This window comes from uncultured Actinomyces sp. (assembly GCA_900541895.1).
In the GTDB taxonomy this organism is placed as follows: Bacteria; Actinomycetota; Actinomycetes; order Actinomycetales; family Actinomycetaceae; genus Pauljensenia.
In genome coordinates this window covers 1-13,866 of sequence record UWSI01000006.1, presented here as the reverse complement: position 1 = coordinate 13,866, position 13,866 = coordinate 1, and the positions used below count along the sequence as shown (strand labels likewise).

Annotated in this window: 9 protein-coding genes; 3 read left to right on the top strand and 6 right to left on the bottom strand. The window is 56.4% G+C overall.

The genetic code is table 11. The features are described from left to right. Positions 1–122: 122 nt before the first annotated feature. Together QZR18_RS02880 and QZR18_RS02875 are read left to right on the top strand one after the other, a co-directional pair. The gene (locus tag QZR18_RS02880; protein ID WP_178706595.1) at positions 123–1,484 is read left to right on the top strand and encodes a Na+/H+ antiporter family protein; all 1,362 of its coding nucleotides are present in this window, start codon (positions 123–125) and stop codon (positions 1,482–1,484) included. A gap of 216 nt (positions 1,485–1,700) precedes the next feature. Beyond that, on the top strand, positions 1,701–3,302 hold the full coding sequence (locus QZR18_RS02875; protein ID WP_178706592.1) for an MFS transporter: 1,602 nt from the start codon (positions 1,701–1,703) through the stop codon (positions 3,300–3,302). Here QZR18_RS02875 and QZR18_RS02870 read toward each other — a convergent pair. The 6 genes from QZR18_RS02870 to QZR18_RS02845 form a co-directional block, all read right to left on the bottom strand. After that, entirely contained in the window at positions 3,280–4,386 is a 1,107-nt protein-coding gene (locus QZR18_RS02870) for a peptidase C39 family protein (protein WP_178706589.1), read from the bottom strand. The two genes, QZR18_RS02875 and QZR18_RS02870, sit on opposite strands and share 23 nt — an antisense overlap. Beyond that, entirely contained in the window at positions 4,379–5,989 is a 1,611-nt protein-coding gene (locus tag QZR18_RS02865; protein WP_178706586.1) for an ABC transporter ATP-binding protein, read from the bottom strand. The genes QZR18_RS02870 and QZR18_RS02865 overlap by 8 nt, the downstream gene beginning before the upstream one ends. After that, positions 5,986–6,885 (bottom strand): ABC transporter permease, encoded by a 900-nt coding sequence (locus tag QZR18_RS02860; protein ID WP_178706581.1) that lies wholly within the window; start codon positions 6,883–6,885, stop codon positions 5,986–5,988. Before QZR18_RS02860 ends, QZR18_RS02865 begins: the two co-directional genes overlap by 4 nt. Next, entirely contained in the window at positions 6,882–7,832 is a 951-nt protein-coding gene (locus QZR18_RS02855; RefSeq protein WP_178706694.1) for an ABC transporter permease, read from the bottom strand. Before QZR18_RS02855 ends, QZR18_RS02860 begins: the two co-directional genes overlap by 4 nt. Then, complete coding sequence (locus QZR18_RS02850) at positions 7,832–9,421, bottom strand: ABC transporter substrate-binding protein (protein ID WP_178706578.1); 1,590 nt, start codon at positions 9,419–9,421, stop codon at positions 7,832–7,834. The genes QZR18_RS02855 and QZR18_RS02850 overlap by 1 nt, the downstream gene beginning before the upstream one ends. A gap of 183 nt (positions 9,422–9,604) precedes the next feature. After that, positions 9,605–10,972 carry a M20/M25/M40 family metallo-hydrolase gene (locus tag QZR18_RS02845; RefSeq protein WP_178706575.1) on the bottom strand — a complete coding sequence of 456 codons (1,368 nt, stop codon included), beginning with the start codon at positions 10,970–10,972 and terminating at the stop codon, positions 9,605–9,607. Positions 10,973–11,171: 199 nt separating this feature from the next. Here QZR18_RS02845 and valS point away from each other — a divergent pair. Beyond that, a partial coding sequence (valS, locus tag QZR18_RS02840; RefSeq protein WP_295910275.1) for a valine--tRNA ligase occupies positions 11,172–13,866 on the top strand: 2,695 nt, incomplete at its 3' end.

The window sequence follows — 13,866 nt, the reverse complement described above, 5'->3', positions numbered from 1 at the left end:
CCGCGAAGATTAGTCGTAGCCTTTCATTCACGCTCACGCATCCCATTTTTAACTTCGTACCCGACTGAAGCTTTTGCTCCTTATCCACATCAATTTTTCACACACAACCTCATGGAATAGTCATGCTTTTGTTGAATGCAGTCGTCCTCTCGGTCATCGTCATGCTGGCTCTCAGCCTCGCCCGAGTGCACGTCGTTATCTCTCTCTTTGTGGCCTCTATTGTCGCCGGCCTTGTCGCTGGAATGGGAATCTCTGGCACGATGGTCGCTTTCCAAACCGGCCTTGCCGGAGGTGCGAAAATCGCCCTCTCCTATGCACTCCTCGGTGCTTTTGCTATGGCGGTCGCTCACTCAGGTCTGCCAGCCCTGCTTGCGCGCACAATTGTCAGCCGCATGCGCAACGCGGATGCAGCGAGCTCCGTACGCGTTGCTCGCGGCGCCAAATGGGGAATCGTCGGCGGCGTGCTCGTCATGGGCGTGATGAGCCAAAACCTGATCCCCATTCACATCGCTTTCATTCCGCTCCTTATCCCGCCGCTCATTGGCGTGATGAATGAACTCAAGATGGACCGCCGCATGATTGCATGTGCGATTACTTTCGGTATCGTCACCGCCTACATGTTCTTCCCCATCGGCTTCGGGCGCATCTTCTTGCACGATATTCTTTACAAGAACATCAACGCAGCAGGCATGGATGTGTCTTCTGTCAACCCCATGGCAGCAATGGCAATTCCCGCGGCTTCAATGGCAATCGGTTGTGTGGTCGCGCTTCTCTTCTCCTACCGCAAGCCCCGCACTTATGAACAGCGTGACTCCTCCTTCGCATCGTCTGAGGAGAAGCCGATTGATATAAAAAAGGTCTGGGCTGCAGTAGCCGCCCTCGTCGTCTGCTTCGTCATTCAGACCGTGCTCACGCGAATGGATTCTGAGGCCGATCCGCTGCTCGTTGGCTCTTTGGTGGGGCTGTGCATGATGCTCTTCATGCGAGTCGTCCCTTGGCAGCAGGCCGACTATGTCTTCAGTGGCGGCATGAAGATGATGAGCCTCATCGGCTTGATCATGATCACCGCACAGGGGTACGCCTCAGTCCTCAACGAATCGGGCCAGATTAAGCCTTTGGTTGATGGAACCGCAGCGCTCTTCAACGGTTCAAAGGTCCTCGCAGCAATCATCATGCTGCTCGTCGGCCTCGTTATCACCATGGGTATCGGCTCGTCCTTCTCGACCCTGCCGATCATCTCCGCGATCTACGTCCCGCTGTGTCTCACGCTGGGCTTCTCCCCCATGGCGACGGTGGCGATCATCGGCACTGCTGGCGCTTTGGGCGATGCCGGCTCACCGGCCTCGGATTCGACGCTCGGCCCGACAGCGGGACTCAACGTCGATGGCCAGCACGACCACATGCGAGACACGGTGATCCCAACCTTTATCCACTACAACATCCCTCTGCTCATTGGCGGATGGGTAGCTGCGATGGTCCTCTAAATAAGGTGACGATCCCCATTCTCGAGGCCGGGGCTGGGTGCGCGTCGCGTGCCGGCTCCGGCCTCGGGCCTTTACTAGTCAGGTACGTTTCATATCCGCCGCGTATATCGAGGATCGATCTTCCATCGTATGGTCACCCGTTCATTGTTAATGAACGTTTGCACATTTTGCTGAAAACTTGCATGTACACACGATCCACGTTGCACAATAGACCCCATGACTTCTACTTCGCCCGCTTCACGGCCAAACCAAAAGGATTTGGAGAAACTCATCGATGAGACTCCAGCATCTGGCCCCAAGCGTTCGATCGCTTTTCTTGCGGGAGTCGCAACTTTTGGTTCTCTTCTTTTCGGCTATGACACGGGCGTTATCGCTGGCGCACTGCCCTATATGTATATGCCTCGCAGCGCCGGAGGCCTTGCCATCAATGAATTCGAAGAAGGCCTGGTCGGGGCTTTCCTAGCCCTCGGCGCCGCGCTGGGAGCGATCGTCGGAGGCCGCCTATCAGATCGCTACGGGCGCCGCCACAATATCCTCCTTTTGGCAGGAATCTTCATTCTCGGAACGCTGGGGTGCACCTTTGCCCCAAATGTCGCAATTCTGTATATTTTCCGCTTCATCTTGGGGCTTGCCGTCGGTGGTGCCTCGGCAACCGTTCCCGTGTACCTCGCAGAGTCCGCCCCAACGCGCGTTCGAGGTTCGTTGGTTGCGCTTGACCAGTTCATGATCGTCTTTGGCCAACTCCTCGCCTACTCAATGAACGCGATCCTCTCTAGCGCTCACGGTGGACCTCAGGTCTTTGTTTCCGAGGACCCTTCAGGCACTTTGACCGGCGGCCGATGGTATCCCTGGGATCAAGTCCAGCACGTGACAACCGCAGTCATAACCAGCGGCGATGGCTTGGCCTGGCGTTGGATGCTCGTTCTTGCAACGATCCCAGCGGTCTTCCTCTGGCTAGGTATGCGTCTCATGCCAGAGTCCGGGCGCTGGTACGCCTCGAAAGAGCGCTATTACGAGGCCATTGGCGCGCTTAAGCGCATTCGTGATCCCAAGCTCGACAACCTCAGCGAGGAGATCGCACAGATCGCCCAACTCCAGCAAAGAGAAGACGCACAGGGACACTGGTCACTTCGACGCACAGCATCGGTTGCCTGGACCAGACGCCTACTGTTGATCGGTGTTGGCCTAGCCTGCTTCGATCAGCTCACCGGTATTAACACCGCGATGTACTATCTCCCCAAGATCCTAGCTGCGGCAGGTTTCTCAGCCGCTGATTCGATTACCCTAAATGTCATAACGGGTGCGGTCGCGTGTGCGGGTGCAGGTTTCGGGCTCTACTTGGTTTCAAAGCTCGCGCGTCGTCACGTCGGTATTTACCAAGAAACAGGCGTGACTCTTTCGCTCTTTAGCCTAGCGATCATCTTCGGTGTGGGGATCTCCCCCTATGTACAGGCTGATGGCAGTATTTCCACTTCGATTCCCACGTACCTTCCGTGGCTGGTTGTCGTCCTCGTTTCGCTTTTCGTCTTCGCCAAGCAGTCAGGAACAGTCAACTGGGTTCTGGTATCAGAGATTTTCCCATCGCGGATTCGAGGCGTTGCTCAAGGTTTTGCGGTCGGCTGCGGATGGCTGATGAACGCAGTGGTGACCTGGGTCTTCCCCGTAATGATTACTCACTTGGGTGCAAGTTGGACCTACGTGATTTTCGGACTGATCAACGTGGTTTCCCTGTGTTTCTACCTCTTCGTCGTCCCGGAGACCCGTGGAATCTCTTTGGAGACCTTCGAGAAAAACTTCAGCGAGAAGTACGGACTGTAAGGAGCGCGCGCTCGTGCGTTCCATCAGCCCACTGTGCGGCTTCCCATAGGTCGCGTGTATGGAGGGGCTGGACATAGGTTTCCACCCATGTCTCCCCAAACTCCTCGTCGTACCAGGGGTCATGAATCAGGAAAAAGTCCCCAATACGACCCCAAATCAGCAACCAGTGCGGGGTGTCTTCACCGTTAAGCGGGGCAAGGTCAACGAGGGCAATAACAGGCTTGCCCGCATCCAAGGCTGAGGTAATGTCTTCTACCAACAGTTCCCTCACCTGGGAGGTGACTCCCAATTCGCGTGCGCGCATCATATGTTCGCAGTGAAGAGCGACCCGCGCCCGCTTACCCAGCATCGTGGTTTTTGAAATCCCCACGATTGGTTCCGAAGTCGACGTAAGAACTTCAACCTGTGCGCCGTGGTCCGCCAATGCCGAGGCCAGGCCAAAGTGGCCCACTCCCCCCGAGTAGGTTGCTTGGCGCCATAGATCCAGTTCATTGACAAAATCAGTGTGCGGATCTCCTTCAATTTCACCAAGTGCCATAAGAGCACTTGCGGGACCGCAGGTAAATTCCGTCTTCTGGTGTTCGTAGGCAGGGACCACCAAATTCGCACTTTCTCGCACAAAATCGGGGTTCCACAGAAGCCAGCCGCTATGGGAGTAATCGCGGTCGTTTTCAATGGGATGGGGGTTCCCATTGATCGTGACCTGTTCAAAACCAATCGAGCGGAGGGCATCAACAAAAATGCCCTCATCTGCCCATGAGTCAGCTTTCATCAGTGGGAAGCGACGCAAGCGCATCTCATCACAGAGTTCCGATATGATCTCACGCACGCGACGGGCTTCTTCGGCTTCACATACCACCTGATCGGTATCGAGAAGAGTCCATCCTGCAATGCGCAGGTGTGCAGAGAGTTCGCGGTGGACTTCCCATACTCCCACAGGCCCATTGCTCCACAAGGTCGCACGCATCTTGGGGCCAAGGCGCGCCCAATCTTTCGCGCGCTCTTCAGGCACCCCTAAAGCGAGTAGGCGCTCGTAGCTACTCTCACCAGATTCAATTGAGATGCGTGAAATCTTCTCAGTCATTGTCACTCTCTTGGCCAGGTACTGCGGCAAGCAAGACCCGCGTGTATTCCTGGGTCGGCGAATGAAGGATATCTTCGGTTGCTCCCTCTTCGACGATGTGTCCGTCCTTCATCACAACAAGGCGATCACACATCTGGCGCGCCACGGCAAGGTCGTGGGTAATAAAAAGCAATGCGAAGCCCTGCTGGCGTTGAAGCTGGAGCAAAAGCTCCAAAACAGAAGCCTGCACAGACACATCCAAAGCAGAGACGGCCTCGTCACAAATCAAAAGCTGTGGTCGCGTCGCCAGAGCCCTGGCGATAGCGACACGCTGGCGTTCCCCACCAGAGAGGCGCGCGGGAAAACGGCTTGTATACGAGGCTGGAAGGCCGACAGACTCCAAGAGGCCCGAGACCTCGCTAGCTGAACGACCGCCTACGCGTAAAGCCTCGACAAGGGTGGCGCCAATAGTACGCGCTGGATTGAGGGCAGAATACGGATTTTGGAAAACGATCCCCATTGGGGGTCGCCCACCTTCAGAGGCACCTCGTAATTTCTCCCGCGGTGTGCCATTCACCTCGACACTTCCCGAATCTGGCTTTTCCAAACCGATAATCAGACGTGCAAGGGTGGTCTTCCCCGATCCGGATTCGCCAACAATTCCGACGGATTCTTGGGGCGCGATAGAAAGCGAAACTCCATCGAGCGCCACGTGGTGATCCCTGCGGCTGCCTCCGCGGAAAATCTTGACCAAGTCCCGTGCCTCAACCAAAGCAGGTGCAACGTGCTTCTTCTCCGAGGCCGTGTCTAAAGAGTGGTCTGCTTGGGATTCTTCCGTGAAAGAACGGGGATTGGGACCATCCAGTCGAGGCTCGGCGGCTGCAAGCTGACGAGTGTAGTCGTTTTCGGGGTGAGTAAAGACTTTCTCAACACTTCCCGATTCGACGACCTTCCCGTGGCGCATGACAACCACTTCATCGCCGTATTCGCGTGCCAAAGCAAGATCGTGGGTAATCAAGATGAGGGCCATCGAGCGGCTTTCGCTCAGCTCACTGAGAAGATCAAGAATTTCCTTCTGAGTCGTCACATCCAAAGCCGTTGTCGGCTCGTCCGCAATGAAGACTCCGGGCGAAGAGTCTAGGGCTGCAGCGATAGCTACACGTTGGCGCATGCCTCCCGACAGTTCTTGAGGGTAAGCCTGAGCAACGCGTCCAGGAAGTCCAACTTCGCGAAGACGCTCACGAACGCGTTCATCCCGCGTGCGCTTGGGCAACCGCGTGTCGGCGATAATCTGCGTGCTGCAACGCTGGGTAGGAGACAGCGAGGTAAAAGGATCTTGAGGAAGCCAGACAATCCCTTTGCCCCGAAGTGCTTTAAAGGCACGCGCCTGGCGGACAATATCGAACTCACGTCCGCCCAAGGTCACTTGCCCCTGGGCGCTCAAAGTATGAGGAGTGAGCGCACAGATGGTGCGTGCAAGCATGGATTTTCCGGCACCTGACTCACCCACAATAACTAGGGTGCGTCCGGCTTCCGCATGAATCGAAACATCATCGACGAGGACGTGCCCGTCATCTCGCGTGACGCTAATATGCGAGGCAATAAGGCCCTGATTCTCACTCACGAGCGCGCCTCCTGCCTTTCACTCCACCAATCACCTGCGATATTGATTGCGGTTGCCGTGATGATGATGGCAAGACCAGCGACAACACATGCTGCTGGATTCTGGTTGAGAATAAAACGTCCGTCAGCAAGCTGACGTCCCCAGTCCGCGTCTTGCGCGCCGACGCCAAATCCTAAGTAGGACAGTCCAGAGAGTGACACAAGCGCAAACGCAACGTTGACAAAGAGGTTTGCCCACACGATAGGAGTGATATTCGGAAGAATATGAACTCCAAGGATACGAGGCGAAGACAAGCCCAGAACCTGCGCCGATTCAATATAGGGCTGTGGTTTTTGTTGAAGAGTGGCGGCGCGAATCATCCGGATATCGGAAGGCGCGAACAAAATGATCAGCACGCCAACCGTCACCCAATAGGAACCACCAATCACACCCGCAACGACGATTGCCAGCAAAGTAACCGGCATTGAAAGCAGGATTTCACACGAACGAGAGACAAGGGCATCCCACCAGCCTCCCCACCAGCCGGCAGTCATTCCAAAAATCAGTCCCAGGATCATCGAACCACCAGCGATCACCAGCGGACCGATGACAGCAGAACGCGCACCCGCAATCGTCAATGCGAGAATGTCACGCCCAACTTTATCGGTTCCAAAAATATGACCGGGAGTACCCGCCGGGCTCACGCCTAAAGAAACGTCTTGTCCAAGAGCATTGGGAACGATCAACGGGGAGAAAAAGACGCACACTGCGACTGCGATCAAAATGATGAAGGAAAGAACAACGGAGCCCGGGACTGATCGCATTGCGCGGGCGAGGCCTCGTGCCGAGGAACGGAAACGGCCAACGGAAACTTCGGCGTTGGCCTCGGCGTCCTGAGACGGTACGCGATCGCTCATGCGACACCTCCCTCTTCGAGCTTTTGACGCGGGTCAACAATGAAAGCTGCAAGGTCGACAATAAATGTGACCGCGATGATGATCACTGCTACCAAGAGCGCAATCGCTTGGACAACAGGCACGTCCTTATACGTAATCGAATCGGCCAAAAGCTGACCCAAGCCCGGAAGAGAGAAAGCCTCTTCAACCAAGACCGTTGAACCAAAAAGAGTCCCCAAGATCAGACCAGCTGAGGTGATGATCGGCAAGGAAGCCGCACGCAGATACATGCGAGTGATACGCCACGAAGCAAGTCCCCTCGAACGCGCGAAAGTCACATAATCCTGGCTGAGTTCTGCCACAACTGCAGCGCGAGTAATTCGAATGATCATCGCACCGATGCCGGTTGCAAGTGCTATTGCTGGAAGCGCAAGATGCCACAGGGAATCCACGAAATCCTCACCTGCGCCGGAAATTGGGAACCATCCCAGCATGAGTCCGAAGACATAGAGCAGCACAAGACCCAGGGCAAATCCCGGTGCAGAAATACCAACAACACTCCAGCCGATGATGGAGCGATCCACCCAGCTCCCGGCACGTCGAGCAGCCCAAATTCCCAGTGGAACCCCGACGCAGATGGCCAAAACAAATGCCATCAGAGTCAGTATCGTGGTTAATCCGACGCGTGCAGCGAGGACCTCAGTAACGGGAGTCGCAGAGCGCACGGAGTTGCCAAAATCTCCGCTGAGCGCTCGAAGCAACCAATGCCAATAGCGCACAAGTAGCGGCTCATCCAACCCGTATTGGGCGGTAATAGCAGCACGCACCTCGGGGGTGAGGCGGCGAGTGCCAACCAGAATCTTCACCGGGTCTCCGGGAACTAAGTCCAGCAAAGAGAAGATGATGAAGGATAAGGCCAGCAACACCGCCGCGAACCCCGCGAGGCGTCGTGCGAAGAAACGTGTCATCACTTCGTGACGTTCAGGGACGCGGCCCAGGGGGTCATGAAGAAGTACGACGTGTAGTTATTCGGTGTAACGGTCTTCGAGAATGCGGTCGAGGTCTTGCCCCACCAGATCGGCGAGTAGATCGTATTTTCCTGAGCGATCTTTTCTGCTGCAACGATTTGCTCAACACGCTTGTTCGGATCAGTCTCTGCCGTGGAGGAGGCAATGAGGCCCTGAACCTGTTCATTTTCGTAACGTGCGGGGTTATCGGGTCCAAGCAGCCAGCCTGCAACCTCTCCGGGGTCACCGGTCGTTGAGGTGTAGCTCATGTAGTAGAGACCGAACTCGCCAGTTCCGACCTTAGAGATCCATTCTTCAATGGGCTTGGAAGTGACCGTGACGTTAATGCCGATCTGCTTGAGGTTATCAGCAATTGCCAGCGCCGCGGAGCCCATCTCGGGGATCGATGCGGGGTAGGTCAGTTCCGTATCAAAACCATTGGGAACCTTAGACTGTGCAAGCTCCGCACGTGCCTGGTCCAAGCTGAAGGAATCAATGGGAAGGTGTGCTTGAAGTTCGCGCGCCTTATCGACGCCAATCTCGCTGCCCAGCTGGTCATTGGGTTCGATTGCGGTCGCAACCTCTCCGCGTCCCTTAAGGATGGAATCAACGATCGCCTTACGGTCAACAGCATGGGCAACTGCCTTACGAACATGAATGTCGTCGAAAGGTGCCACACCTTGATCAAAGGTCAGGCCCACATAGGAACGGTCAGATTCGGTGAGAACCTTGACCCCATCGATAGATTCAAACTGAGAAACCTGATCGGTGGGAAGCTGCGTTGCGATATCGATCTGGCCGCTACGCTGAGCCAGCAGTCGAGCATTCTCATCTGAGAAGAAATCGAACTCGATCTTCTGTGCGGGAGTATCGCCGCCCCACCATGTGCCGCTCTTTTCAAAAACAGCCTTCGAATCGGGCTGGAAAGAGGTCGCCTTGTAGGGGCCGGTACCCATGATGAGGTCCTTGGAGGACCCATAGGACTGCGCGGCTTCGTAGAACGACTTTTCGGTGATCCACAGGCCGCCGTTTGCCGTCACGGTCCATCCAAAGTTTTCGGCGGGATTAGGAAGCGTAATAGTGATCTCCCACTCGCCAGTCTGAGTTGCTTCAACACCCTTAGCCCAGTAAACCGCCGATGAGGGGGACTTATCGGGATCCTTCGCAATATTAATCGAGAAGAGGATGTCCTGAATGGTCACGGGGTTACCATCTTGGAACTTTGCATCCTTACGGATCTGGAAAACCCAGGTCTTCGCATCATCGGTGCGGTAGTCCGTCGCGATTGCGGGAACCAACTTACCGTCCTTATCGACGGCAAGGAGGCCTTCAGAGGTCACCTGGGCAACGTAGTAGTTGATAATGCCAGTCTCGTGAGCGGTGTCCAAGGTTGACAGAGAACCGGGAAGACCAACTGTCACCGTATCGCTCTTTGCTCCCGATTGTGCCGATCCGGCATTTTTCGGCGCACAGGCTGCCAGCGAAGCGCACATGAGGACAGCTGCTGTAGCTAGTGCGGCTGCTTTTGTGGTGATGCGTGAAGCTGGCATCCTGATCTCCTTCAATTAGTCCATAGTGACGTCGAATGTTCTTTGAATTAAGCACGGAAACTCGCGCCATAAATAAAGATATGGCCCAAAGCCCTAGGTTCGCGACTTGTGCCACTTCGTGGGCGTTTGTAACGCTCGCTTTAAGGAACACACAGCAGACGAAGGCTTAGTCAACCCTTGAATTCAGGCCTTTTCGGGGTACATGAAGACTCGAGTAAGGTGATCAAGAGCGCACACCGTTGAAACAACATCTTCCACCGCGATGTGTTCATCATGAGCGTGAAGCTGGGAGTAGACCTGCCCCAAAGTTGCTCCAGAAGAACAGGAGCCAAAACCGTAACCCACTCCCCCTTTGTGGCGTCCAACTCGAAGATCGGAACCACCCGGGAAGAGAATTGGAACGACCTTCGCCCCGGGGTTCGTCTGCGTCAAAGTCTCCTCGATTGCCCGGTACAGTTTTGTGTCGACTGACGAGGCCGTGGCCCGCTCGCTCAACAAACGCTCGATGGTCACGTGGTCTGCAAGCTCTCCCAAGGCCTCGGTAATCGCACGATCAACATCATCATCGCTTTGCCCCGGAAGGGTACGGATATCCAGCTCCAGTTCTCCGGATGAAGGGAGAACGTTAATAGGACCACCGGCGCGAACAACCGTTTGTGCAACGGTCATATGCGAGACTGCGTGGGCATACGCCGCAAGATCACCGAATTCGCTATAGTCCCCGCGATATGTACCCTTAATCAAAGACTCTTCAAGTTCTGAATCAAATTCAAAAGCGTGGACGAATCCAGCCCAAATCTCGTCACTGGCCTGTGGCCACTGCGCTTGAGACAGAGCTCGCGAAACTCGAGCGAGTATTTCAACCGCGCTGACACGTCCCAAAGGAATCGAGCCATGTCCAGCATCTCCACGCACATGAAGGCGACGCTGAGCAGCCCCTTTCTCACCGACAATGACAACAACACTGTCTGCGCCGCGAGCGCCGCGAATATGGGCACCTCCCATCTCAGAGAGCTGAGCATCCCAAGGGAAAGCATCCGAGCGGTGTTCACCGATCCACGGAACGCCAAGTCCGCCTCGTGCTTCTTCGTCCGCTGCGGCGACGAAGGTCAGGGTTCCCGCTGGGCGAGCTCCACCTCGGGAAACTTCTTCGGCAAGGCGCCGGGTGACAACTGCCATCGCCGCGGTTAAGTGAAGCATATCGACGCTTCCTCGCCCCCAAATACTTCCCTCACTGATCTCACCCGCAAAGGGCGGATGGGTCCAGTGCTTCTCATCAACAGGGACGACATCGGTGTGCCCAAGGAAAGTCAGGGGCTGCGCTGAAGGATCACTGCCGCGCAAAGTGACAACCAAAGTAGTACGCCCCGGGTGAGGCTCAATGCGTTCAACTTCGACGGGGAGCCCAGCAAAGAAGGTTTCAAATAGGTGTGCAGCAGCCTCTTCATTGCCAGAATCAGGGGTGAGGTCATTGACGGAAGCGAGTGCGATGAGGCGCTGGAGGAGATCGATAGTTTCCTCACCGATGTCTTGGTGCGCGAGCGTATTCATCGATTCTCCTTGTCATGTGATCATCTGTACTCCTTCAAGACTACTCAGCATGGCTAGTGGCGCATATGCAGATCACGAAGAGAGCAGATGTTACGGACGCGAGGAGCCAGGCGCCATCTGTGCGTTCTCGCTGGACCGTGGGGCTGATGAAACGTAGGCTTGGACAGTAATAAGTCCACGACTCGGATGGAGAATACGTATGAGCGCTCAGCGCCAGGCCGAACCAACCTCACTGCCCGCACCCCAGGTGCCGGACAAGGTCGCCACTGAAGGCCTCGAAGCCCAGTGGAACCAGCGTTGGGAAGATCAGGGAACCTATCGTTTTGATCGAAGCCGCCCCCGCCAAGAGGTCTACTCGATCGACACTCCCCCGCCCACGGTTTCGGGTTCACTTCACGTCGGCCACGTGTTCTCGTACACACACACCGATGTCGTCGCACGTTTCCAGCGAATGCTGGGCAAGTCAGTCTTCTACCCCATGGGCTGGGACGACAATGGCCTGCCCACAGAGCGCCGCGTGCAAAACTACTTTGGGGTTCGCGTCGACGCGACCCTCCCCTATGATCCGAATTTTGAGCCCCCTCATGTCGGCGGCGAAGGCAAGTCCATCAAGGCTCGCGATCAGGTGCCGATCTCGCGTCGTAATTTCGTGGAGCTGTGCGAGCGCTTGACCGTCGAAGACGAGAAGCACTTCGAGGACCTGTGGCGTCACTTGGGTCTGTCGGTTGACTGGACTCAGAACTACCAGACCATCGGTACCCGTGCCCGCAAGGTTGCCCAGGCTGCGTTCCTGCGCAATCTCGAGCGCGGCGAGGCCTACCAGGCTGAGGCTCCCGGCCTGTGGGACGTGACCTTCCAGACCGCGGTTGCTCAGGCTGAGCTTGAGAGCCGCGAATACCCGGGCTTCTACCACCGCCTCGCCTTCCACATCACCGACCCCACGCGCGCTGCCGAGGCCGCTGCAGCCGGTGCGCCGGTTGAGAACGGTGTTGACGTCTGCATTGAAACGACTCGTCCCGAACTTCTTCCCGCGTGTGTGGCTTTGATCGCTCACCCCGACGACGAGCGCTACAAGCCTTTGTTCGGAACTACGGTTGCCTCCCCTGTTTTCGGTGTTGAGGTCCCCGTTCTTCCCCACCCCGAGGCGGAGATGGACAAGGGCGCCGGTATCGCCATGTGCTGTACTTTCGGTGACACGACCGATATCGATTGGTGGCGAGACCTGAACCTTCCGCTGCGTACCGTTTTGCGCAAGGATGGCCGCCTACAGACCGAAACCCCCGAGTGGATCACCACCGATGAGGGTCGCGAGGCCTTTGCTGAGCTCGCGGGGAAGACGACCTTCTCTGCCCGCGAGGCCTTGGTGGCGCGCCTCGAGGCAAGCGGTGAGATGCGTGGTGAACCCCAGAAGACGATGCGCCAGACGAACTTCTTCGAAAAGGGTGACAAGCCCCTGGAGATCGTCACTTCGCGTCAGTGGTACATCCGTAACGGTGGCAAGCCGTGGGCCAACCCTGCAACTGGCAAGGACCTGAACGAGGAACTCATTGAGCGCGGTAAGGAGCTGGAGTTCCACCCGGACTTCATGCGCGTGCGCTACGAGAACTGGGTACGCGGCCTCAACAACGACTGGCTGGTCTCTCGTCAGCGTTTCTTCGGCGTTCCCTTCCCCCTGTGGTACCGCGTTGATGACAATGGCGAAGTCGATTACACGCAGATCATCACCCCCAGCGAAGACCAGCTTCCCGTCGATCCCTCATCGGATACCGCTCCCGGTTACACCGAGGATCAGCGCGGCGTCGCCGGTGGTTTCGTCGGCGAACTCGACATCATGGATACTTGGGCGACTTCTTCCCTCTCCCCGCAGATTGCCTGTGGTTGGCTTGAGGACGAGGACCTGTTCTCCCGTACCTACCCGATGGACTTGCGTCCACAGGGTCAGGACATCATTCGAACCTGGCTTTTCTCAACGGTTGTCCGTGCAGATCTGGAATTCGGTGCACTCCCCTGGGCACACGCCGGCCTTTCCGGATGGATCTTGGACTCGGATCACAAGAAGATGTCGAAGTCTAAGGGCAATGTTGTGACCCCCATGGGTCTGCTCGAGAAGTTCGGCTCGGACGCGGTGCGTTATTGGGCGGCTTCAGCTCGACTGGGCCTGGATGCCGCTTTCGATGAATCGCAGATGAAGATTGGCCGCCGCCTGGCCATTAAGGTGCTCAACGCTTCGAAGTTCGCTCTCACGATGGGTGGAGACGCAGATCTGGATCTGGATATCACGCACGTTGTCCAGCCGCTTGATCGTTCGATGCTTGCTGCTTTGCGTGAGGTTGTCTCTTCCGCGACCACTGCTTTGGAAAACTACGAGCATGCTCGTGCACTGGAAATCACCGAGTCTTTCTTCTGGACGTTCTGTGATGACTACTTGGAGCTTGTGAAGGAACGCGCCTACAACCGCGAAGGTAAGTGGAGCGATCAGGCTTCTGCGTCTGCCCGAGCAGCGCTGGCGATTGCCATCGACACCTTCGTTCGTTTGCTTGCCCCCTACCTCCCCTTCGTCACCGAAGAGGTATGGAGCTGGTATCGCGAAGGTAGCGTTCACCAGGCTGCATGGCCGACTGCTTCCGATCTTGAGGTCACTCCGGATGGGACTGTTGAAGGCGCTATTGAAGATGCTTCCAGCGTGTTGTTGGGCGTTGCCTCTGAGGCACTGGTGGTCCTGCGCCGCGTCAAGTCCGAAGCAAAGGTGTCCCCCAGAACCCCCTTCCTTGAAGTGACGGTGTCTGCTCCTGAACAGACCATCCCACTGCTTAAGGATGTTTTGGAAGACCTTGCGGCAGCAACGAAGATTCAGGGACCTGCTCATTTCGAAGCCTCGGCAGACTCTGCCGACG

Coding starts and splice junctions, on each gene's coding strand:
- QZR18_RS02880 (WP_178706595.1), top strand. CDS start 123: ATGCTTTTGTTGAATGCAGTCGTCCTCTCGGTCATCGTCATGCTGGCT.
- QZR18_RS02875 (WP_178706592.1), top strand. CDS start 1,701: ATGACTTCTACTTCGCCCGCTTCACGGCCAAACCAAAAGGATTTGGAG.
- QZR18_RS02870 (WP_178706589.1), bottom strand. CDS start 4,386: ATGACTGAGAAGATTTCACGCATCTCAATTGAATCTGGTGAGAGTAGC.
- QZR18_RS02860 (WP_178706581.1), bottom strand. CDS start 6,885: ATGAGCGATCGCGTACCGTCTCAGGACGCCGAGGCCAACGCCGAAGTT.
- QZR18_RS02855 (WP_178706694.1), bottom strand. CDS start 7,832: ATGACACGTTTCTTCGCACGACGCCTCGCGGGGTTCGCGGCGGTGTTG.
- QZR18_RS02850 (WP_178706578.1), bottom strand. CDS start 9,421: ATGCCAGCTTCACGCATCACCACAAAAGCAGCCGCACTAGCTACAGCA.
- QZR18_RS02845 (WP_178706575.1), bottom strand. CDS start 10,972: ATGAATACGCTCGCGCACCAAGACATCGGTGAGGAAACTATCGATCTC.